General features: G+C 64.6%; 20 protein-coding genes. 5 read left to right on the forward strand and 15 right to left on the reverse strand.

Going from position 1 to position 22768, the window contains the following annotated elements; translation table 11 throughout:
- Positions 1-11: 11 nt before the first annotated feature.
- From ACE10Z_RS31490 to ACE10Z_RS31510, 5 genes are all read right to left on the reverse strand, one after another.
- Positions 12-3113 carry a multidrug efflux RND transporter permease subunit gene (locus ACE10Z_RS31490; RefSeq protein WP_375784244.1) on the reverse strand — a complete coding sequence of 1034 codons (3102 nt, stop codon included), beginning with the start codon at positions 3111-3113 and terminating at the stop codon, positions 12-14.
- 83 nt (positions 3114-3196) lie between these two features.
- Entirely contained in the window at positions 3197-4390 is a 1194-nt protein-coding gene (locus tag ACE10Z_RS31495) for an efflux RND transporter periplasmic adaptor subunit (protein WP_375784245.1), read from the reverse strand.
- Between the two features lies 1 nt (position 4391).
- On the reverse strand, positions 4392-5093 hold the full coding sequence (locus ACE10Z_RS31500) for a TetR/AcrR family transcriptional regulator (RefSeq protein WP_375784246.1): 702 nt from the start codon (positions 5091-5093) through the stop codon (positions 4392-4394).
- A gap of 64 nt (positions 5094-5157) precedes the next feature.
- Positions 5158-5748 (reverse strand): thiamine pyrophosphate-dependent enzyme, encoded by a 591-nt coding sequence (locus ACE10Z_RS31505; protein ID WP_375784247.1) that lies wholly within the window; start codon positions 5746-5748, stop codon positions 5158-5160.
- Positions 5745-6278: a thiamine pyrophosphate-binding protein gene (locus tag ACE10Z_RS31510; RefSeq protein ID WP_092124983.1), complete on the reverse strand. Its 534-nt coding sequence runs from the start codon at positions 6276-6278 to the stop codon at positions 5745-5747. The genes ACE10Z_RS31505 and ACE10Z_RS31510 overlap by 4 nt, the downstream gene beginning before the upstream one ends.
- A gap of 203 nt (positions 6279-6481) precedes the next feature.
- Between ACE10Z_RS31510 and ACE10Z_RS31515 the strand changes: the two genes are divergently transcribed.
- The 3 genes from ACE10Z_RS31515 to rocD all read left to right on the forward strand — a co-directional run bounded on the left by ACE10Z_RS31515 (position 6482) and on the right by rocD (position 9730).
- Positions 6482-7705, forward strand: coding sequence for a cytochrome P450 (locus ACE10Z_RS31515; protein ID WP_375784248.1), 1224 nt, complete (start codon positions 6482-6484; stop codon positions 7703-7705).
- A 4-nt stretch (positions 7706-7709) separates the two neighbouring features.
- Positions 7710-8387 carry an ion channel gene (locus tag ACE10Z_RS31520; RefSeq protein WP_375784249.1) on the forward strand — a complete coding sequence of 226 codons (678 nt, stop codon included), beginning with the start codon at positions 7710-7712 and terminating at the stop codon, positions 8385-8387.
- Between the two features lie 128 nt (positions 8388-8515).
- The gene (gene rocD, locus ACE10Z_RS31525) at positions 8516-9730 is read left to right on the forward strand and encodes an ornithine--oxo-acid transaminase (RefSeq protein WP_375784250.1); all 1215 of its coding nucleotides are present in this window, start codon (positions 8516-8518) and stop codon (positions 9728-9730) included.
- A 32-nt stretch (positions 9731-9762) separates the two neighbouring features.
- Here rocD and ACE10Z_RS31530 read toward each other — a convergent pair whose 3' ends face one another.
- From ACE10Z_RS31530 to ACE10Z_RS31575, 10 genes are all read right to left on the reverse strand, one after another.
- Positions 9763-10908, reverse strand: a complete 1146-nt coding sequence (locus ACE10Z_RS31530; RefSeq protein ID WP_375784251.1) for an alpha-hydroxy acid oxidase — start codon at positions 10906-10908, stop codon at positions 9763-9765.
- A 113-nt stretch (positions 10909-11021) separates the two neighbouring features.
- Positions 11022-11885, reverse strand: coding sequence for a sugar phosphate isomerase/epimerase family protein (locus ACE10Z_RS31535; RefSeq protein WP_375784252.1), 864 nt, complete (start codon positions 11883-11885; stop codon positions 11022-11024).
- Positions 11885-13078, reverse strand: coding sequence for a dihydrodipicolinate synthase family protein (locus tag ACE10Z_RS31540; protein WP_375784253.1), 1194 nt, complete (start codon positions 13076-13078; stop codon positions 11885-11887). The genes ACE10Z_RS31535 and ACE10Z_RS31540 overlap by 1 nt, the downstream gene beginning before the upstream one ends.
- Positions 13079-13092: 14 nt before the next feature.
- Positions 13093-14244 (reverse strand): Gfo/Idh/MocA family protein, encoded by a 1152-nt coding sequence (locus tag ACE10Z_RS31545; protein ID WP_375784254.1) that lies wholly within the window; start codon positions 14242-14244, stop codon positions 13093-13095.
- On the reverse strand, positions 14241-15647 hold the full coding sequence (locus ACE10Z_RS31550) for a hypothetical protein (protein WP_375784255.1): 1407 nt from the start codon (positions 15645-15647) through the stop codon (positions 14241-14243). The genes ACE10Z_RS31545 and ACE10Z_RS31550 overlap by 4 nt, the downstream gene beginning before the upstream one ends.
- Positions 15648-15661: 14 nt before the next feature.
- Entirely contained in the window at positions 15662-16510 is an 849-nt protein-coding gene (locus ACE10Z_RS31555) for an ABC transporter ATP-binding protein (protein ID WP_375784256.1), read from the reverse strand.
- Between the two features lie 170 nt (positions 16511-16680).
- Positions 16681-17679 carry an ABC transporter substrate-binding protein gene (locus ACE10Z_RS31560; protein WP_375784257.1) on the reverse strand — a complete coding sequence of 333 codons (999 nt, stop codon included), beginning with the start codon at positions 17677-17679 and terminating at the stop codon, positions 16681-16683.
- A 59-nt stretch (positions 17680-17738) separates the two neighbouring features.
- Complete coding sequence (locus tag ACE10Z_RS31565; protein ID WP_375784258.1) at positions 17739-18548, reverse strand: ABC transporter permease; 810 nt, start codon at positions 18546-18548, stop codon at positions 17739-17741.
- A 263-nt stretch (positions 18549-18811) separates the two neighbouring features.
- Positions 18812-19516: a TetR/AcrR family transcriptional regulator gene (locus ACE10Z_RS31570; protein ID WP_375784259.1), complete on the reverse strand. Its 705-nt coding sequence runs from the start codon at positions 19514-19516 to the stop codon at positions 18812-18814.
- Positions 19517-19763: 247 nt separating this feature from the next.
- Positions 19764-20624 carry a VOC family protein gene (locus tag ACE10Z_RS31575; protein ID WP_375784260.1) on the reverse strand — a complete coding sequence of 287 codons (861 nt, stop codon included), beginning with the start codon at positions 20622-20624 and terminating at the stop codon, positions 19764-19766.
- Positions 20625-20846: 222 nt separating this feature from the next.
- On the opposite strand from ACE10Z_RS31575, the gene ACE10Z_RS31580 reads away from it, so the two are divergent.
- Both ACE10Z_RS31580 and ACE10Z_RS31585 read left to right on the forward strand, forming a co-directional pair.
- Positions 20847-21740: a sugar kinase gene (locus tag ACE10Z_RS31580; RefSeq protein WP_375784261.1), complete on the forward strand. Its 894-nt coding sequence runs from the start codon at positions 20847-20849 to the stop codon at positions 21738-21740.
- Between the two features lie 21 nt (positions 21741-21761).
- Positions 21762-22697: a ribokinase gene (locus ACE10Z_RS31585; protein ID WP_375784262.1), complete on the forward strand. Its 936-nt coding sequence runs from the start codon at positions 21762-21764 to the stop codon at positions 22695-22697.
- The last annotated feature ends 71 nt before the right edge of the window (positions 22698-22768 follow it).

Below are 22768 nucleotides of genomic sequence, written 5' to 3' on the forward strand. Positions count from 1 at the left end.
GCTTGGAGGGCTCAGGTCGGCTTCAGTGCGCCGTCGCGGGCATCGAGTTCGTAGTCGGCGATCTGCTTGGCGCGCTCGGACCGGGCCGCGGCCTGGTGGTCGGTCGCGATCACCGTGTAGACCATCGGCAGCACGAACAGCGTGAACAGCGTGCCGATCGTCATGCCGGTGACGACCACGAGCCCGATCGAGAAGCGGCTGGCGGCGCCGGCGCCCGAGGCGGTGAGCAGCGGCAGCAGGCCGGTGACCATGGCCGCCGTCGTCATCAGGATCGGACGCAGACGAATCCGGGCCGACATCTCGATCGCCGAACGGCGGTCCAGTCCCTCCTTGAGCTGCAGCTCGTTGGCGAACTCCACCATCAGAATGCCGTGCTTGGTGATCAGTCCGACCAGCGTCAGCAGGCCCACCTGGGTGTAGATGTTCATGGTGGCGACGCCGAAGAACAGCGGGATCAAGGCGCCGACGATCGCCATCGGCACGGAGATCATGATCACGAACGGATCGCGCAGGCTCTCGAACTGCGCCGCCAGCACCAGGAAGATGATGATGATGGCGAACGCGAAGGTGACCAGCAGCTGGTTGCCTTCATGGACGTACTGCCGGGAGTCGGCCAGGAAGTCGTAGCTGAAGCCGGACGGCAGCTTCTTGGCTTCACCCTGCAGGAACTCCACCGCCTGCCCCATCGAGACGCCGGGCATCGGCACCGCCTGGAAGGTCGACGAGTTGAGCTGGTTGTAGTGGGTCAGCGCGTTCGGATCGACGCCGGTCTCGACCGTGACCACGGTCGACAGCCGCACCAGCTGGCCGGTCGCGGTCGGGACGTAGTAGTTGTCGAACGATTCCGGCGCGAGCCGGCTGGCGCGCGGCACCTGCGGGATCACCTGGTAGGAGCGTCCTTCGAGGTTGAAGCGGTTGACGTAGTTGCCGCCGAGCAGCGTCGCCAGCGCGCCGCCGATCGACTGCATGGTGATGCCGAGGTCGCTCGCCTTGGAGCGATCGACCTTCACCCGGACCACCGGCTGGTTGAAGTCGAGGTCGCTGTCGGTGACGATGAACAGGCCGCTCTTGCGCGCGGCATCCTTCAGCTTGCTCATCTGGTCGAACACCTGCTGGAATCCGGCCGTCGATGAGATCACCATCTGCACCGGCAGACCGCCGGGTCCGCCGGGCAATGGCGGCAGGCTGAACGCGAATGCGCTGACGCCCTCGATCTTCGACAACTCGGCCTGCACCAGCGGCTGCAGCGTCTGGGCCGAGCGCTTGCGCTCATCCCACGGCTTGAGCAGCATGCCGGCGAAGCCGCCCTGCGGACCGGTGATGCCGTTCAGGATGAACCGCAGGTCGGTCTCGGGAAACTTCTGGAACTCCTTGTCCATCTTGTCGCCGTAGAAATCGATGTAGTCGATGTTGGCGTATTTCGGCGCCTTGGTCACCGCGAACACGATGCCCTGGTCCTCCTGCGGCGCCAGCTCCTTCTGGATATGCATATAAAGGAAGCCGACCAGGCCGAGGATGGTCACGGCGAACAGCGCCGTGATCGGGCGGTAGTCGAGCGAACGGTCGAGCTGGCGGCCATAGGCGCGCGTCAACGCGCCGAACACGCGATTGACCAGTTTGGCGAAACGCCCCTCCTCCGTGTTCTTCAGGAATACCGAGCACATCATCGGCGACAGTGTCAGCGCGATCACGCCCGACACGATCACCGAGCCGGCCAGCGTGAAGGCGAATTCGCGGAACAGCGTGCCGGTGACGCCACCAAGGAAGCCGATCGGCGCGTACACCGCCGCCAGCGTGATCGTCATCGAGACGACCGGGCCCACGATCTCGCGCGCACCTTTCAGCGATGCCTGCACTGGTGGCAGGCCTTCCTCGAGATGTCGATGGATGTTCTCCACCACCACGATGGCGTCGTCGACCACGAGACCGATCGCCAGCACCATCGCCAGCAGCGTCAGCAGGTTGAAGCTGAAGCCTGCGGCCAGCATCAGGATGCAGACGCCGATCAGCGACAGCGGAATGGTGACGACGGGGATGATCACCGAGCGCAGCGAGGCCAGGAACAGGAAGATGACGACGACGACGATCAGGACCGCTTCGGTCAGCGTCTTCTGGACCTCGTCAATCGACGATTGGATGAACTTGGTGGAGTCGTAGGCCACCTTCATCTTCATCGACGGCGGCAGGTTGCGCTCGAGGTCGGGGAACAGCGCGCGCACGCCCTTCACCAGGGTCAGCGGGTTGCCCTGCGGCGTCGCCTTGATGCCGATGAAGATCGCATGCTCGCCGTTGAAGGCGACGCTGGCGTCCGTGCTCTGCGCTGCAAGCTCCACCGTCGCGATGTCCTCGATGCGCACGAAGCCGCCATCCTTCGCCTTCACGATCATTCGCTTGAACTGATCGATGTTCTGAAGGTCGGTATTGGCCGAGACGTTCGAGACGATGAAGAAGCCCTTGGTCTGGCCGGCGGCCGCCTGGAAGTTGTTGGCGGCGATCGCAGCCGCAACGTCGTTGGGCGATACGCCGCGTCCGGCCATGCGGGTCGGATCGAGCCAGACGCGCATCGCGAAGGTCTGGCCACCCAGGATGTCGGCCGATGCGACGCCGTCGACCGTCGAGAGCACCGGCTGCACGACGCGGGTCAGATAGTCCGAGATCGCCGATCCGGTCAGCTCCTCGCTGGAGAATCCGAGATACATCACGGCGATGGTGTCACCGGTCGCCTTGGTCACGACGGGGTCGAAGGCTTCCTTCGGGATCAGATATTTGACCGAATTGACCTTGGCGAGCACTTCGGTCAGCGCCTGGTTCGGATCGTGATTGAGCTTGACGTAGACCTGGATCGTCGAGGTGCCGAGCACCGAGTTCGACGTCATGTAGTCGACGCCTTCGGCCGAAGCGACGGCCTGCTCGATCGGCGTGGTGATGAAGCCGTTGATCAGCTCGGGCGACGCGCCGGGATATGACGTCGTGATCGTCACGACGGTATTCGACAGGTTCGGATATTGCCGGATCGGCAGCACCATCGCCGCGCGCAAGCCGATCAACAGGATCAGCAGGCTGACGACGACCGACAGCACCGGGCGCTTGATGAAAATATCAGTGAAGGCCATCGCCAACTCGATTCGTGTTGTCTGCCGGTTGCGGCAACATGTGGCGGAGGGCCAATCGGCCCTCCGGGTTTAGATGATCGGGCTCAGTAGCGCGGCGGCTCGGCCGGAACCGGCGGCGGCGGATCGTTCGAGATCGCAACCGCCATGCCCGATTGCAGCTTGATCTGGCCGACGGCCACGACCTTGTCCCCGGCCTTCAGGCCCTTGAGGATTTCGACGCGGCCTTCGACGCGGTTGCCCGTCTTCACGAAGGTACGGTCGGCGGTCAGGGTCGTCTTGCCGTCCTCGCCCTTCTTCTCGGTGATCAGGAACACGGAGTCGCCGTACAGCGTGTAGTCGACCGCGGTTTCGGGAATGGTCACGACCGGCGGCTTCTCAGGCATCACGATCGTGGTGGTCGCGAACATGCCGGGCTTGAGGATGCTGTCCGGATTCTGGATCGTCGCCTGGACCCGGATGTTGCGGGTCTCGGTCGCGATCTGAGGCTCGACGGTCGTAATCTTGCCCTCGAAGGTGCGGCCCGGATAGGCGTCGACGGCGACCCGCACGACCTGGCCCACCTTGATCTGCGAGCTCTGCTTCTCGGTCACGGTCAGGTTGGCGTACAGCACCGACAGATCGGTCAGCGACACGATCTGCGTACCGGCCGTCAGATACTGGCCGACTTCGACCTGGCGAACGCCGAGATCGCCTTCGAACGGCGCGCGCACCAGCTTCTGCGAGATCAGCGCTTCGGTCTTGGCAATGCCCGCCTTGGCCTGGTCGTAGGTCGCCTGCGCCGTGTCGACGGTCGACTGCGGCCCGAACTGGCGCGACGCAAGCTGCTTGGCGCGATCGAGCTGCTGCTCGCCCACGGTCGCCTGCGCCTTGAAGCTGGCGAGGTCGCCCTGCTCCGGTGCATCGAACAACTGCACCAGCGGCGTGCCCGCCTTCACATGGCTACCCGCGGTGAAATGGATCTCGGTGATGCGGCCCGGCACGTCGGTCGTGACATTGACCTGGTGCACGGCGACGAGGTCGCCGACGGCGGTCAGCAGGTTCGGAATCACCTCGGTCTTCGCCTCGGCGACCGAGACGTTCGACGGCGGCGGCTTATTATTGGCGAAGAATTGCGCGATCATGTGGCTGCGGAAGGCATTGAAGCCGACCAGCGCGCCGACCAGCAGAGCCAGCAACAGTCCCACGATGATGAACCAGCGCACCAGACGGACGGGGCGCTTGGCTTGCTTTTCCTTGATCGGTTGCCCCGAGATGTGGCCTTCGGTCTGAATATTCATGTCATGCACTTTCTGCAGTTACCGACGGTCCTGCGCTCGGCGACGGCTGGCGGCCCAAATGAGTTGAAATTGCGGCTTCGGTAAGTCCGATGCCGCGAAGAATGAACTGGCAAAGCTGCTGCTCGGCCGCGGCGGCATCGCCATAGGGGAGGCACGGTGTCGCAGGCAGCTGCGTCAGCGCAGCCATAAGCACGGTGTGGTGCGCAAACCAGAACAGGTTGAGAGGCTCGTCGCCGATCCGCGTCGCCTCGCCGGCCGCGATCGCGCGCTCGAGTGAAGCGGCGAAAGTCGGGCCGATCAGCTTGCCGACCTTGTCGTAGAGCAGGCGCGCAAACTCGCCGTCGTCGAGATGGCTCGTCACCATCAGCCGCATCCGTTGCGCTTCTTCCTGGTCCGGCGCGTCGCGCAGTTGCATGAAGTGGCCGACCATGCCCTGCACCAGTTCGACCAGCGTCGCAGTGGAGGGATCCTGGCCGAGCAGATGCGCGAGATCGGGATCCGCCTCGCACTCCTCGGCAAGGATTTCGGCGTACAGCGCCGCCTTCGACGGAAAGTGCTTGAACAACAGCCCTTCCGAAATGGCAGCCGCGGCCGCCACGCTCTTTGTCGTGGTGCCGGCAAAGCCGTTGCGGGCAAAACACCGCTTGGCGGCGCTCAGGATCAACTGACGCCGCAAGTCACTCGTCATGCGTAATGTAGACATTTGGGTCGTGAGTAATCACTCACTTTACCAAAAGTCAAGGTTCTATTGCACCGCGAAAGTCACTTTATATCGGAGTGTGTCCGACCGACCCCCTGATGCGGTTGACGATGTAGGTGCCGTCGCGGCTCGACAGCACGCGTTCCAGATTAGCGCCGTCGATCTTCGCGCTGGCGAACCGCGGTCCCGCCGTAACGTCTTGCAAAGACGAAGCAAAAGCCTCGACCTCGGCCATCGTGCTGATCGCCCGGCTATCCGCGATTCCGCAGGCCTTGGCAACACCCACGAGGTCGGCGGGCCCGCCGGTATGGCTGGCCTGGCCGCCGGTCTCGCCATAGGCCTCGTTGTCGAGCACGATGATCGAGAGGTTTTTGGGCTGCTGCAACGCGACGGTCGCGAGGCTGCCTACCCCCATCAGCATTTCGCCATCGCCGGTGATCACGACGACCGGCAGCGTCGGCTGGGCCAGCGCGAGGCCGAGCCCGATCATCACCGCGCCGCCCATGCCGCCCCAGAGATAGAAGTTGCGATCGTGGTCGCCGGCGGCGGCGATGTCATAGGTCGAGGCGCCGAGGCCGCCGACGGCGAAGGCGCCCTTGCGATCTCGCAGCAGTTCGGCAACGACGGCGCGGCGGTCGAGGAGATTGGCTTTGCTCATTTGGTGAAGACCTTTGCCCCGATCAGGCGCTGCGACAGCAGGACGGCGGTTGGCGTGCAGGCGTTGTAGGCTTGCGCCGCCCCGGCCTCGACGACTTCGCGCACCTCGTCCGGACGCGAGGCGCGCAGCACTTTGATCCCCGCCAATTCGAGAATCCCTTGCGTGTTCGAGCCCATCGGCACCTGCCAGGGATTGAACTCGCCCCATTCGCCGCGCATCGTCACCAGCGTCAGGAACGGCAGGCGGAAGATCTGCACCAGCGACAGCATGTTGATGCAATTGCCGACCCCGCTCGACTGCATCAGCAGCACGCCGCGCTGGCCGCCGGCCCAGGCGCCTGCGAGCAGCGCCACGCCCTCCTCCTCGGTGGTCAGTGCAATGCCGCGCATCGAGGACGATCCCAGCACGCGCTCGATCAGCTCTGAATGCCCGGCGTCCGGCACGTAGGGCACTTGACGCACCTCGAAGCGCTGCAGAATCGAAAAAATCTCCTCGGGCCAGGAGGCCGCGGTGTCGGCTCGGGCATGCATCGGCGTTTCCGATCTTGATTGTTTGGCCGCGACTGTAGAGGGGTGCGCGCGCTTCATCAAAGTGCAAAACCGCATATGGCTCTGCGATTTGCTCGCATCGCGCGACGCGCGGCGCGCTGTTCCAGGTCGCTGTAAATGATGTTGCGCGGCCGCCGGCCGCGGCTTACGATAGTTGCAAATGAAACCAATTGGGCTGGATCGCCATGAACGGGCACGCGCGAGAGCTGGCTGACGGCTTCGACCTGGAAAAGCTGACGGCTGACTTCTACGCGAACCCCTACCCGACCTATCGCGCGCTGCGCGAGCACGCGCCGGTCAAGCGGCTGCCGAACGGCTGCTATTTCCTCACCCGCTACGACGACCTGATCGCCGCCTACAAAAACACCAAGACGTTCTCCTCCGACAAGAAGAAGGAGTTCTTGCCGAAATACGGCAACTCGCTGCTCTACGAGCACCACACGACCAGCCTCGTTTTCAACGACCCGCCGGCGCACACCCGCGTCCGGCGGTTGATCATGGGCGCATTGTCGCCGCGGGCGATTGCCGGCATGGAGCCGGACCTGATTGCGCTCGTCGACAGCCTGCTCGACCGGATCGCCACGAAAGACCGCTTCGAGCTGATCGGCGACTTTGCTTCCGCAATCCCGGTCGAGGTGATCGGCAATTTGCTCGACGTGCCGCACGACGAGCGCGAGCCGCTGCGCGACTGGTCGCTGGCGATTTTGGGCGCGCTGGAGCCCGTGATCGGCAAGGACGCGTTCGACCGAGGCAACGACGCGGTGAAGGATTTCCTCGCCTACCTCGAAACACTGGTCGAGCGCCGCCGCGCCAAACCGGGCAATCCCGAACGCGACGTGCTGACGCGGTTGATCCAGGGTGAGGACAATGGCGAACGGCTGACCGCGAAGGAATTGCTGCACAATTGCATCTTCCTGCTCAACGCTGGTCACGAGACCACGACCAACCTGATCGGCAACGGGCTGGTGACGCTCACCCAATATCCCGAGGAGAAGCGGCGGCTGATCGCGCAGCCCGAGCTGATCAAGACTGCGGTCGAGGAGATGCTGCGCTACGAGAGCTCGAACCAGCTCGGCAACCGGATGATCGTGGAGAAGACCGAGCTCGGCGGCATCAAGATGCCCCCCGGCACGCTGGTCACGCTGTGCATCGGCGCCGCCAACCGCGACCCCGCGCAATTCCCAAACCCTGAAGGCTTCGACGTCGCACGCACGCCGAACCGTCACCTCGCCTTCGGGACCGGCGCGCATCAATGCGCCGGCATGGCGCTGGCGCGCCTCGAGGGCGCCATCGCGATTTCGCGGTTCCTGGCGCGCTTCCCGAACTATGTGCTCGACGGCGAGCCGGTGCGCGGCGGCCGGGTGCGGTTCCGCGGCTTCCTCAGCGTGCCATGCCGGCGCGACGCGTGACCCGATGACGACAGAGCAACTGCGCGAGCGCTGGGGCGATTCGCTGCTGACGGTGCTGACCGGGGTGCTCCTCGTCATGATGTTCGTGGTGGCGCCACTGCAGGCACTCGGCCTGTTCGAATTCCAGGTGTTCGAGCTGCTGCTCGCCATCTTCCTGGTCGGCGGCGTGTTCGTGATGTCGGGCAGCGCCATCGCCGTCGTCACCATGCTGGTCGCGCTGGCGATGATCGTGACCGGCGCGATCCTGCGGCTGCGCTCGCCCTCGATCCTCGACCTCAATCTGTTCGCCGGCTCCTGGCTCTTGGTCGGCATCACCATGGCGGTGACGGTGGCGCGCGCGATCTTCGCGCCGGGACGCGTCACCTATCACCGGGTGATCGGTGCGGTCCTGCTCTATCTCACGGTGGCGGTGATCTTCGCGGCGCTCTACACCTTCATCGGCACGCTGGTGCCGAATGCGTTTGCCGGCATGAAGGTCGAGGACCGTCCGTCGCTCGCAAGCCAGCTCATCTATTTCTCCTTCGCTACGCTTACGACAACAGGCTATGGCGATGTCGCGCCGCTGCATCCGATTGCGCGCAGCCTGTGCAATGTCGAGGCGATCTTCGGCCAGCTCTATCCCGCGACACTGCTCGCCCGGCTCGTCACGCTCGAGATCGCGCACCGCGATCAGGATTCGTAGCACAGCGCCACCAGAATGGACCGAATTTGGTCCACAGCAATCCTTTAAGCCGCGCGGGCCGATACCCAAATCAGTGATAATGTGCAGGGACGGCACCCTTGGTGCCGTCACAACTGGAGTGACGAGACATGCGTCCGCCAGTCACCGATTTCATTGCGAGGGAAGCGCAGTTTGGCGCCCAGAACTACGCGCCGCTCGGCGTCGTGCTGTCGCGCGGCGAAGGCGTCTGGGTTTGGGATACCGATGGCAATCGCTATCTCGATTGCCTGTCCGCCTATTCGGCGGTCAATCAGGGCCACTGCCATCCAAAAATCCTCGCCGCCATGGTGGAGCAGGCCGGCCGGCTGACGCTGACCTCGCGGGCCTTCCACAACGATCAGCTCGCCCCGTTCTACGAGGAACTCGCCGAGTTGACCGGATCGCACAAGGTGCTGCCGATGAACAGCGGCGCGGAAGCGGTGGAGAGCGCGATCAAGTCGGTGCGCAAATGGGGCTATGAGGTCAAGGGCGTGCCTGACGGCGAGGCCGAGATCATCGTCTGCGCCGATAACTTCCATGGGCGCACGCTGGCGATTGTCGGCTTCAGCACCGACCCGGACACCCGCGCGCATTTCGGCCCGTTCGCGCCGGGATTCAGAATCATCCCGTTCGGCGACGCCAAGGCGCTGGCGGATGCGATCACGCCGAACACCGTTGCCTTCCTGGTCGAGCCGATCCAGGGCGAGGCCGGCGTCATCATTCCGCCTGCGGGATATTTCGCCGAAGTCCGCGCGCTCTGCACCCGCAACAACATCATGCTGGTCCTCGACGAGATCCAGACCGGGCTCGGCCGCACCGGCAAGCTGCTGGCGGAGCAGCACGAGGGCATCGAGGCCGACGTCACGCTGCTCGGCAAGGCGCTGTCCGGCGGCTTCTATCCGGTCTCGGCGGTACTCTCCAACAACGAGGTGCTCGGCACGCTGAGGCCCGGCCAGCACGGCTCGACATTCGGCGGCAATCCGCTCGCCTGCGCGGTGGCACGCGCGGCGCTGCGCGCGCTGGTCGACGAAGGCATGATCGAGAACGCGGCCATCGAAGGCGCGCGCTTCCTCGATGGCTTACGCAGCATCCGCGCCAACACGGTTCGCGAAGTGCGTGGACGCGGGCTGATGCTCGCGGTCGAGCTTCACCCCGAGGCCGGTCCTGCGCGCCGCTATTGCGAGCTGCTGCGCGAGAAAGGCATCCTTGCCAAGGACACCCACGACCACACGATCCGAATCGCACCGCCGCTGGTGATTACGCCCGATCAGGTCGACTGGGCGCTGGAGCAGATCGGCGTCGCGTTGATACAAGACCTTTCGTGACGGCCGGATAGTTACGCTGGCCGGCCGCGCGGCTATCTGAATCGCAGGTTTGCGCGGGAGAGCTGGCTGATCGAGGAACACCCCATCAGCCGCATGTCCCGCACCAGTTCCGCCTGCAGCAGTCCAAGCGCCCGCTCGACTCCGGCCTGGCCGGCCGATGCCAGCGGATAGAGATAGAAACGTCCGAGGCCGACGGCCTTGGCGCCCAGCGACAGCGCTTTCAGCACATGGCTGCCCCGCTTGATGCCGCCGTCCATCATCACATCGATCCGGTCGCCCACGGCATCGACGATCTCGGCCAGCTGATCGAACGCCGCCCGCGAGCCATCGAGCTGCCGGCCGCCGTGATTGGACAGAATGATGCCGGTGCAGCCGATCTCAACCGCGCGTTTGGCATCATCAACCGACATGACGCCCTTCAGGCAGAACTGGCCGTTCCATTGCCGGACCATTTGCGCGACGTCATCCCACCTCATCGCAGGATCGAGCATTTCCGTGAAATAGCGCCCGATCGACATCGCACCGCCGCTCATATCGACATGCTCGTCGAGTTGCGGCAGCTTGAAGCTTTCATGGGTGACATAGTTGATGGCCCACGCCGGCTTGATGGCGAATTGCAGCATGCCGCCAAGCGTCAGCTGGAAAGGAATCGAGAACCCGGTTCGCAGGTCGCGCTCGCGGTTTCCGCCGGTGATGCTGTCGACGGTCAGCATCATCACGTTGACGCCGGCCTGCTTGGCGCGCTGCATCATCGCCGTGTTCAGGCCTCGGTCCCGGTGGAAATAGAACTGATAGACCTGCGGCGTATCGTAGGCCTTGCGCAATTCCTCCAAGCTCACGGTCCCGAGCGAGGACACGCCGAACATCGTTCCGTATTTCGCCGCCGCAGCGGCGACGGCCCGTTCCCCCTGATGATGAAACAGACGCTGCAGCGCGGTTGGCGAACAATAGAACGGCGTCGCCAGCTTCTGGCCCATCACGGTGACCGAGAGATCCACGTTCTCCACGCCGCGCAAGATATTCGGCACCAGATCGCAACGCTCAAAGCTCGCGGTGTTCTGCCGAAGCGTCGTCTCATCGTCCGCCCCGCCGTCGATATAGTCGAAGATCGGCCCCGGAAGCCGCCGCCGCGCCAGTTCGCGGAAATCATGGAAATTGTGGCAATCGCTCAGGCGCATGTCGTGCTCCGAAGGTTCCGACCGCGGAGTTCAACGGCCCCAAGTGCCGTTCACACCCACAGCATTCGGAATAACGGGCACGCTTCGCCTTGTCCACCGAACCGGTGGTTGGGTCAAACCACCGTCCGATGCCGCTCGATGCAGGTCGTCAGGACCGCATCCATTGGCTTCGTCCACCAGTCATTCGAGAAGATTTCGATCTCCGAATAGCCGGCAAAGCCCTGCGCCTCGACCATTGCGCGCACCGACTTGATGTCGATGACGCCATCGCCCATCATGCCGCGGTCGTTGAGGATGTCCCTGGTCGGCACCAGCCAGTCGCAGACGTGGAACGCGAGCAGCCGATCCTTGCCGGCGCGCGCGATCTGGCTCTTGAGTTCGGGATCCCACCAGATGTGATAGACGTCGAGCGCAACGCCGATCGAACCGGTGCGGCCGGGATCGAGCGCGTCGCAGATGTCGAGCGCATGCTTCGTGGTGTTCACGCAGGCGCGGTCGGCGGCATAGGCCGGATGCAGCGGTTCGATCGCGAGCGGCAGCTTCGCCTGTTTGGCATAGTCCAGCATCTCGGCGATGCCGTCATGCACCTGGTTGCGCGCCGCCACGATGTCCTTCGAGGCCGCGCTGCCCGGCCGTGAATATTGCGGCAGGCCGCCGACCACGAGCACGATGCAGGAGGCGCCGAGCGCGGCCGCCTCGTCGATCGCGCGGCGATTGTCGTCGCGCGCCTCGCTGCGATGGGCGCCATCAGCGGTTAACATGCCGCCGCGGCAATAGCCTGAGAGATCGAGCCCGGCGTCCTTGGTCGCGCGCACCGCGCGGTCGAGGCCTACGGCTGCGACCTGGTCGCGCCAGGGATCGATGGCGCGGATGCCGTGCCGCGCGCAGGCCTCGATGATGGCGAGGAGATCGCCCTGCTTGCGGACGGTCGCGGTGTTCAGCGACAGCCAGCGGTGGTCGTTGGAAAAGTCGCGCATCAGGCGTCAACGCCCCGCGTGGCCATGATCGCCGTCATCCGGCGCGTCGCGAGTTCCGGATTGGCGAGCAGCCCCGCCTGGTCGGCGAGCCGGAACAGTTCGGCGAGATGCAGGGTCGAACGCGCGCTCTCCTGCCCGCCGACCATCGTGAAATGATCCTGGTGGCCGTTGAGATAAGCCATGAACACGATGCCGGTCTTGTAGAAGCGCGTCGGCGCCTTGAAGATGTGGCGCGACAGCGGCACGGTTGGTCCCAGCACGTCATGGAAGCCGGCCTCGTCGCCGGCAGCCAGGCGTGACAGCGCGTAGGACGCGGCGGGGGCAATCGCGTCGAAGATGCCGAGCAGCGCGTGGGAGAAGCCCTTGTCGTCGCCGGCGATCAGTTCGGCGTAGTTGAAGTCATCACCGGTATACATCTTCGCCCGCGGGTCGAGCCGCCGCCGTATGTCGATCTCGCGCTGCTTGTCGAGCAGCGAAACCTTGACGCCATCGACCTTGGCCGCGTTGGCGTTGATGATCGCAACCGCAATGTCCATCGCCTTGTCGAGATCGGCCGTGCCCCAGTAGCCTGACAGAGCCGGATCGAACATGTCGCCGAGCCAGTGGATGATCACAGGCTCACGGACCTGCGCCAGCACGCGGTCATAGACCTTCGCGTAATCGTCCGCATTCCTGCCGAGCTTTGCCAGCGCGCGCGAGGCCATCAGGATGATGCGCCCGCCGGCCTTCTCCACCGCCGCGATCTGCTCCTCATAGGCACGGATCACGTCGTCGATCGATTTGGCGTCCTCCACCGCGAGATGATCGGTGCCGGCGCCCGAGAACACCATCGCATTGCCCCTGGCCTTCGCCGCTCTCACCGAGCGCTGGATCAGTTCGAGCGACGTCGCCCAGTCCAGTCCCATGCCGCGCTGCGCGGTGTCCATCGCCTCGGCCACGCCAAGGCCGAGGTCCCAGACGTGCTCGCGGAACGCGATCGTCTTGTCCCAGTCGATCGCGGCCGTCAGCCACGGATCGACGTCGGCGCGCGGATTGGCGACCACATGGGCGGCAGAGAACGCAACACGATTAAGCGTGCCCTCGAGCCTCGCCGGAAAAGTCCGCGACGCCGCCAGGCGATAGGTTTCGAGGCCGCCTTCGGCGGTCGGCAGCTTCAGCGACAGCGACGATATCGGCAGGACCGGCTTGTTCATGACAACGTCCTTTCTCAGACTGATATCGGGGCGACGTCGATCCAGCGTCGCTCCTTCCAGCTCTTCAGCGCGCATTCGGCGAGCTGCACGCCCTTGGCGCCCTCGAGCAGCGTATATTTGTAGGGCGCATCCTCGCAGACATGGCGGATGAACATCTCCCACTGCTCCTTGAAGCCGTTGTCGTAGACGACATTCTCGGGCAGCTTCTGCCAGTCGGCGTAGAAATCGTGCAGCCGCTTCTCGTCCGGATTCCACACCGGCCGCGGCGTCGCCTGACGCGCCTGGATCACGCAGTCGGTCAGGCCCGCCACCGCCGAGCCATGGGTGCCGTCGACCTGGAAGGTGACGAGATCGTCGCGGTAGACCCGCGTCACCCAGCTCATGTTGATATGGGCGATCACGCCGCCCTTCAGCTTGAAGGTGGCGTAGGCGGAATCATCGGCGGTCGCCTGGTACTTCTTGCCCTTCTCGTCATAGCGCTCGGGGATATCGGTCGTGCCGATGCAGACCACGCTTTCGACTTCGCCGAAGAGGTTGTCGAGCACGTAGCGCCAGTGACAGACCATATCCAGAATGATGCCGCCGCCATCCTCGGCGCGGTAGTTCCAGGACGGCCGCTGCGCTTCCTGCCAGCCGCCCTCGAACACCCAGTAGCCGAACTCACCCCGCACCGAGAGCATGCGGCCGAAGAAGCCGGAGTCGCGCAGGAAGACGAGCTTCTTCAGGCCCGGCAGGAACAGCTTGTCCTGCACCGTGCCGTGCTTGAGGCCCTTAGCATTGGCGCGCTTCACGACCGCAACGGCTTCCTCGAGGTTGGTCGCGATCGGCTTCTCGCAATAGACATGCTTGCCGGCGTTGATCGCCTTGGTCAGCAGCGAGGGCCGCGCCTGCGTCGTGGCGGCATCGAAGAACACGGTGTCATTCTTGTCGGCCAGCGCGCGGTCGAGATCGGTGGTGTGGCGCTCGATGTTGTAGCGTTTGGCCAGGCTAGCGACCTTCTCGGCGTCGCGGCCGACCAGGATCGGATCAGGCATGATGCGGTCGCCGTTCGCGAGAAGCACGCCGCCCTGCTCGCGGATCGCAACGATCGAGCGGATCAGATGCTGGTTGAGACCCATCCGGCCCGTAATGCCGTTCATGATCAGGCCGAGGCGTTTGGTCGTCATACTGTCTGCTCCTGCGAAACGCGTGGTGTGGGCCGCTTCAGCGGCTGCATCGTGGACCAGTCCGGATGGATCGAACTGGCAAAGCCCGGCACGGCGGCGATCGATCCGGTCAGGAGGTCGCCGTCATGGATCGAAAGGCGAACCTTGCCGCCGGCGCGCGTGTAGAGATCGGGATGCGCGGCGAGAAAGGCATCGGCCTCATCGGCCGGGGTGTCGGCAAAGCCGTCGACGTAATGATGTCCATTTCGTTCTGCATGGGGGACACCGATCAGCGCCCCGAGCGCGAGGTCCTGCTGCACGCCGAGCCCGGCCTGGCAGGTCAGGTCCTCGCCGCTGATGAAATAGCGGTCACCATCCGCGCTCCATGCTGCCGCACGCGTCGCATTGATGATCGACTTGTAGATGCCCTTGCACGATTTCGAGGAGATGCCGCGATAGCCGAGCGCCCGCGCCTGCGGGAACGTATCGTAGGAATCGTCGGCCTCGTCGATGATGAAGCTGCGCGCGGCGAGTCCCCCGAGCGGCGAAGCTTTCGTGATATCGCGCGGCATCGGCTGCTCGATATAGAGCAGGTTTGCCGCGATCGGCTTAAGCGCCGCGTCATGGTCGAGCCGGTCGACCAGCGCATTCAGCGCGGCAAGGTCGGCATACTGCTCGTTGGCGTCGAGCGTGACCCTGGCGGCGTAGGGCAGCCTTGCAAGCTCGCTGCCGATCCGCGCCAGCCGCGCCGCGTCATGAGTAGGATCGCCGTTCAGCTTGAGCTTGAAATAGCGCGCACCGGCATTCTCGACTGCGTCGGCGACACCGCCTTCGCCTTCAATCGTGTCGTCCATCCCAACCGTATGCCTGACGGCCACACGATCAAGCCGCTTACGTGTCGAAAGAAACCACGCGATGGCCGCGTCGTCGACATCCGGCGTCAGCCGCGCGTCGATATCAGCGATATTGCCGGTCATGCCATCGAAGAAGTTGACACCCACTACACGCAGCAAGCCGTCCAGGATCGCCTTGTCGATCTCCGCCGGGCCGAAAGCAGCGGCAAGCGGCGGAATGTCTTCCTTCGCGCAAGCCTCGACCTGAGCACCAATACAAGCCGCATGCAGGCCGAACGCGGTGTCGAAGCCGTTGTTCGCCAGATAGAGCTCGCGCGCGATCGCGAGTGAACGGCGGAGCTCGTCGACCGTCTGCTCGGCCGTCAGATGCGGCCGCTTGTCGAACCATTTCGGCGCCAGCATTTCGGCGCTGGCGCCGGTCGCGCGGCCTTTGCCCTCCACCTCGATCCCGACCCGCACGAAAACTTGCGTCGACGCGGTGATCGTCACCGCGCCGAAACGGAACGGCCGGGCGAAGGCCAGCGGCCGTTCGAAGAAGGCGATATCGTTGACTTTGAGGCGAAGCGGCATTGACGGCTCGGGTGTTAGTCCAACGATCCCTGCGTGAAGAAATGCTTCCGAATCCGCTGCACCAGCTCGGTGAAGACCGGATCGGACATGGTTTCGAGCGAGCGCGGCCGCGGCATCGGCACGTCGTAGATCGCGGCGATCGCGCCGGGCCGCTCGGTCATCACGAGCACGCGGTCGGCGAGGAACACGGCTTCGGGGATCGAGTGCGTGATCAACAGGACCGTCTTGCCGGTCTCGCGCTGGATCCGCATCAGCTCGACATTCATCCGCTCGCGCGTCATGGCGTCGAGCGCGCCGAACGGCTCGTCCATCAGCATGATCCTGGGATCATGCACCAGCGCGCGGCAGATCGAGGCACGCTGCTGCATGCCGCCGGACAGCTGCCAGGGCAGCTTCTTCTCAAACCCCTCGAGCCCGACCAGCTTCAGCAGATCCTTGGCGCGGGCGAGATACTTGTCCCGCGGCAGCTGCTTCATGTCGATCGGCAGCATCACGTTGGAGAGGATGTTGCGCCACGGCAGCAGCAGCGCGTTCTGGAACACGATGCCGACATTGCCGTGCGGCTTGGTCACCGGCTCGCCATCCACCAGCACCTCGCCGGTCGTCGGCGGCAACAGGCCCGAGATCATCTTGAGCAGCGTGGACTTGCCGCAGCCGGAGGGCCCGACCACGACAAAGAACTCGCCGTCATTGATGGTGAAGTCGAGCGGCCGCAGCGACGGCACGTCGCCGTCGCGCGACCGGTAGGTCTTCGACACACCCGACAGCTTGATGCCCGGCGCAGCGCCGGCCGCGCGATCCGAGACCAGGCGCAGATGCGCGGCGGGCTGGATGCTATCGGCGGGCTTGATTGCAGGGTTCATCGCGCTTCTCTCCACCTTGTCGTCCCTGCGAAAGCAGGGACCCATACGCCGTGTCATCTCATTTGGGCACGCGGGTAGAGACCTTCCGTAACAATTGAGGTCAGTGGTTATGGGTCCCTGCTCCGTGCGCAACGGCGCACTCGGCAGGGACGACAAGGGAAATCTGTGGGTCACGAGTCACCCTTCGGCAGATAGTCGTTGGTGTAGAACGCCTTCGGATTGGCCTTCGCTTTGGCGTCGAGGCCGCCATATTCGACCATCAGATTGACCGACTCGGTCATGTTCTGGTCGGTGACCTGGAATGGCCGCTTGGTCTTGGTCTCCGGCGTGCGATAGAGCGGGATCGTCAGCTCGAAGCCCTGCGTCAGCGTATCGATCTTGCCGCCCTTCGGGTTGGCATCGAGGATCGACTGCGCCGCGGCCTTCGGGTCCTTCTCGGCGGCTTCCACCGCCTTGGTGGTCGCCGACATGAAGCGGCGGACAAGATCGCCATTGGCCTTCACATAGTCGGAGTTCGCGATGATGCCCGACGACACCATGTTGATGCCGTAGTCGGCGAATTTGATCGGGTAGACGTCCTTGCCGGTGGCGTCCTTGATCTTCATCGACTGGTCCATGACGTAGCCGAGCAGCAGATCGGCCTGGCCGTTGATCACGGCGTTGAGCTTGGTCTGGCCATCGCCGGCAACGGTGTTGAAATCGCTTTCCTTGAGGCCGGTCTTCTTCAGGAACAGCGGCCAGATCTGCGTCATCGAATCCGCCGGCGTGATCGCGACCGTCTTGCCCTTGATGTCCTCCGGCTTCCTGATGTTCTTGTCGACGAGGCCCATCGCCGACATCGGGCTGGTCTGCAGCAGCACGCCGGTGGCGATGACCGGCGCACCCTTCACCGCGGCGCGCATCATCGTCGGCACGTCGACATAGCCGAAATCGGCGGTCTTGGCCGCCACCGCCTGCGTGGTCGCGGCCGAGCCGCGGCCTTCCTGGATCTCGAGGTCGATGCCCTCAGCGGCATAGATGCCCTTGGCCTTGCCGTAATAGAACGGCGCGTGCTCGCCATAGACGTACCAGTTCAGCATCAGCACGACCTTGTCGGCCGCGGATGCTGGAGCCACCGCAAGCGCGGTCCAGGCCAGCGCGGCGCCGGCGATCGCAATCAAACGCTTCATGGTTGTTCTCCCTTTATTGTACTGCGGCCCTTGTCTGGGCCGCTTGTCCGGTTGCTGCGCTAGGACGCGAAGATGATGTCGTCGCGCTGGCTGACGTGCCAGGGGATCACCAGCCGCTCGATGCGGTCGACGATCCAGAACAGGATGACGCCGAGCAGTGCCAGGATCACCAGCGCTGCGAACATCGTCGGCAGGTCGAAGGTACCGATCGAGCGCTGCATCACGTAGCCGATCCCCGAATTCGAGCCGACGAACTCGCCGACGACGGCGCCGACCACGGCAAGCGTCACCGACACCTTCAGGCCGGAGAAGATCGCAGGCATCGCGTGCGGCAGGTTGACCGCGCAGAACACCTTGAAGCGGCTGCCCTGCATCGCGCGCGCGAGGTCAACCATGTCGGGATCGACCGACTTGAAGCCCTGCACGGCCGACACCACCACGGGGAAGAAGCCGAGCAGGAAGGCGGAGATCACCTTGGGGATGATGCCGAAGCCGAACCACACCACGAACAGCGGCGCGATCGCGATCTTCGGCACCGATTGGGAGAACACCAGCAGCGGATAGACGTAGCTCTCGACCGTCTTCGAGCCCGCGATCAGCATCGCGACGGGAATGCCGAACAGCGCCGAGAGCAGGAAGCCGCAGATCGTCGCATAGGTGGTCGGCCAGGACTGCCGCAGCAACTCCGGCCAGTCGCTCCACAGCACCGCGACGACGTCGCCGGGCGACGGGATCTGATAGGCCGGGATGTGGAACAGGCGGATCGCGAGATCCCAGGCCGCCACGATGACCACCAGGAACAGGAACGGACGAACCCACGCCGCATTCAGCACCTTCGATACGCCCGAAGGGCTCTTTGCCTCCGCCACGTCACGCTCCCTTGCAGTCTCTGTTGTTCGTGCAGAAATTAACCCGTTGGATAAATACTGTCCAGCCCCTCGCACGCGGCAAAATCGCGCCGAAGCACGCTACTTTCGTCAGGCGAGATTTTTGATGATCCGTAGCCCGGATGAAGCGCAGCGAAATCCGGGACCGCATTATCCGCGGATGCAGCTCCCCGGATTGCGCTTCGCTTCATCCGGGCTACGGGCCGAGATGCTGGGCAACATGAGCGCGAACGAGTTGCGCGCCCTCACACCACCCGGTGTTCCGCTGCGCGCAGCGGCGGCATCGCGCTGCCAAACGCTGCGGTGGACTTGCCGGTCAGCGCCGCCAGCACCAGCGCGGTCATGTGCTCGAGCCGCTCGTCGCGGGCGTCCTTCTTGAGCAGGTCGCGACCGAAGATCACGCTCAGCGTGGCGCTGTTGGAGAGATAGAAGAACGCCAGCCCGGCGATGGAGATATAGAGCTGCACCGGATCGACCGCGTCGCGGAAATCACCGCTCTCGACCCCGCGCGTCACCACGGTGCGGATCATCTCGACAAAGGGCGAGTGCATCGACTTGACCTTGGTCGAGCGCTTCAGGTGCTTTGCCTTGGCGAGGTTTTCCGTGTTCAGCAACGCCAGGAACTCGGGGTTGCGCAGGAAATAGTTCCACGTGAAATCGATCAGGCGCCCGATCGCCTCGGGCGGATCGAGATGTTCGAGATCGAGCGTGCGCTCCTCGGCGCGGATCCTCTCGTAGGCGCCTTCCAGCACCTCGAGATAGAGATCCTCCTTGTTGCCGACATGGTAGTACAGCATGCGCTTGTTGGCATCGGCATTGGCCGCGATGCGGTCGACCCGCGCGCCGGCGAGGCCATGGGCGGCGAATTCCTGCTTGGCCGCCTCGAGAATCCGCAGCCGCATCCCCTGCGGGTCGCGCTGCCATCTCTGTATCCGCTTTGCTTTCGCCAAATCGATCGCCCGTGATGCTGAATTGATGAATGTAGCATGACGCGCGGCGTTTGAGAACGAATGTTGTCGTGACGGCCATGCGGGAATATTTCTCGCAGCTGCGACAATCATCCTCTCTGTCATTCCCCGGTGCGCAATTACGCAGCTGAGGGCGCGCCCTTGGCGCGAGCCCGGAATGACGGAGGAAATGAACGCTCGGATTGCCCGCGACGCACGCTGCCGGGACGACGCGCGGATGGAACGCGGCCTAGTCTGGCTTTCCCTGTGAGGGCTGCACCAGAAGCGTCGGCACGCCGCACGTGCCGTTGCGCACCGTCATCACGCGCGTGCCGGGCTTGCGGCCGGTGCGAATCTCCGAGACGTCTACGCCGGCGGCAACCAGCCGCGCACGGGTGGCATCGGCGTCGGCGACGCGCCAGCAGATGCCGCGCAGCCGGTCCGGCGCGTCCGTCTCCGCCTTGTTGTTTTCCTTGGCCGGCCGGTGCGTGACCTCGACCACGAGGTCACCGCAGCGGAAGAACATCAGCCGGCCCCACTCGGGATGCGACCGGTCGAGCGCCATGTCGAGCCCGAGCCGCGCGCCGTAGAGCGCCGCAGCGCGCTCCGGGTCGGCGGTCGAGACCACCACATGATCCATCGCGGTGATCGAGGCCGGCGTGGTGCGCACCGAGAGCGGCCGCTCCTGCTCCCGCTCCAGGAAGAACATGCGCACGCCCCGCGTCGCATCGGTCGCCGCGCGCGTCCGCTTCCACGACAGCGTGGCGCCGCTGGCCTCGTCGCGGCTCTCGACCTCGGCGACGGGCTCTGGCTTCAGCGTCAGCCGGTCGAGCCTGCGGTGTGTCCTGGCGATATCGCTGGTGCGGAAGCAGAGGCTTGCGAGCCCCTCGCCCTGTGTGACGAGCGTGCTGCGGACGCGCTGGGCGGCATCGTCATCGCCGCGCGGCGCCATCAATTCCAGCGTCGTGTTGTCGAGCGTGAACAGCACGCGGTCGGCGCCGTCGCCGCTGTTGCGCCAGGCCGGCGCCCGCGCGAACAGCGTCTCGTAGGCGGCGCTGGCGGCGGCAATGTCGCCGGTCAGGACGACGACATGATCGAGACCGGTAATCATGGCTTTGGCCTCCTCGAATCTGCCGTCATTATGCTTCTCCTTGCGAATCTCGGAACCGCGGCCTGCCACCGGCCGTTATGCCGCATGCCAGAACGGCCCGGCACATCCATCATCTCTACCTGTAAACCAAGCAGGGATGCGAATAATTTCAGCGATATCGACCGATCAGCGGTGCTAGTCTGATCTTCGGCCGGGACCACACCAAGCGATCACGGGAAGCGAATGCAGGCTCTCTTCATTGGACAGACCTATATCGACGTCACCTTCATCACGGATCACATGCCTGTCGGCGACGAGAAGCACGTTGCGGACGCCTATGCAGTGTCGTTCGGCGGCAACGCGGTGACCGCGGCGTTCTGCTGCGCCAAGCTCGGCGTCGAGCCGGACCTGATCGCCACCATGGCCAATGACTGGCTGGGGCGGATGTTCTGGGACATGGCCGACAGGTACGGCATCTCGTTCCATCCCCGCAAGGTGAACTCCTCCTCGCTGTCTTTCATCATGCCCAACGACGGCAAGCGCGCCATCGTCCGCTGCCGCGACGACCAGCACATCCACCCCTTTCCGCTGCTGAACATCAAGGGCTGCCGCGCGCTGCACATCGACGGCCACCAGCCGGACGCCGCGATCCATTATGCGAAGCTCTGCCGTGAGGACGGCATCCTGACCTCGCTCGACGGCGGCGGCCTGCGCACCAACACCCACGAGCTGCTCGCATTCATCGATGTTGCGATCGTCGCCGAGCGGCTGTGCGAGCAGATGGACAAGACGCCGGAGCAGATGCTCGACTATCTCAAGAGCCGCGGCTGCCGGGTCGGCGGCATCACCATGGGTGAACGCGGCCTGCTCTGGTATGACGAGGCGGGCACGGTGCAAACGCTGCCGGCACTGCCGATCCCCCGCAAGCGCGTGATCGACACCAACGGCGCCGGCGACGTCTTCCATGGCGCCTACATCTATTCCTATCTCGCCAATCCCGGCAAAGCCTGGCATGAGCATTTCGAGTTCGCGCGCGCGGCGTCGACCTTCAAGATCCAGAAGCTCGGCAACGAGGCCGGCCTGCCGACGCTCGCCGACATCGCCGCGGTCAAGCAGGAATTTGGCGCTGCGGTCTGACAGGGCGGAGTGGGGTAAGGCATGGGGCGCGTCTTCGTTGCCGGCAGCATCAATATGGACGTGGTGGCGACCGCCGAGCGCCATCCGCGGATCGGCGAAACCGTCGCCGGCGAGGCCGTGCTGTATTTTCCCGGCGGCAAGGGCGCCAACCAGGCGGTAGCGTCGGCCAAGCAGGGCGTGCCGACCACGCTGGTCGGCCGACTCGGCACCGATGCGTTCGGCAGGGAGCTGAGAGCCTTCCTTGCCGCGCAAGGCGTCGATCTCTCCTTCGTCAAGGACACCGGCGGCACGCATTCAGGCACGGCGATCATCACACTCGCCAACGCCGACAACACGATCGTCGTCGTGCCGGGCGCCAACGGACTGGTCGATGCCGATGATGTCGCAGCCCCCGTGCTCGCGAAGGGTGACGTCGCGGTCAGCCAGTTCGAGATTCCGCTGCCGACGATCGCCGCATTCTTCAGCCGCGCCCGCGCCGCCGGCGCCACCACGATCCTCAATCCGGCGCCGGCCAAACAGGCCGACAAGGTGCTGCTCGATCTCACCGATGTCCTGATCCTCAACGAGACCGAGCTTGGCTTGCTGACGGGAGCAGAGCTGCGCGACAGCGACGACCCATCTCGCTTCGCCGAGGCGGCACGGACCCTGGGGCGCGGCAAGACCGTCTGCGTCACGCTCGGCAAGCGCGGCGTGCTGGCGCTGGTCGAGGACCAACCGCTGCTCGTGCCCGGACGCGAGGTCAAGGCCGTCGACACCACCGGCGCCGGCGATTGCTTCGTCGGCGCCCTCGCCTCGCAGCTCGCCATCGGCAAGCAACTCGGCGACGCCTTGGCCTACGCCAACATTGCCGCCTCGATCTGCGTGCAGCGGATGGGGGCTGCGCCGTCGATGCCGACAGCGCGAGAGGTGGAGGACGCTCTCTCCACACGTCGTTCCGGCGAAGGCCGGGATCCATAACCACCGGCCGTGGAAACAGGCACGCGCACAGTAACTGCGTTCATCTACACCAATGACGGCCGCGGAGTATG

It is taken from the genome of Bradyrhizobium sp. Pha-3 (genome assembly GCF_042258615.1).
GTDB lineage: Bacteria > Pseudomonadota > Alphaproteobacteria > Rhizobiales > Xanthobacteraceae > Bradyrhizobium.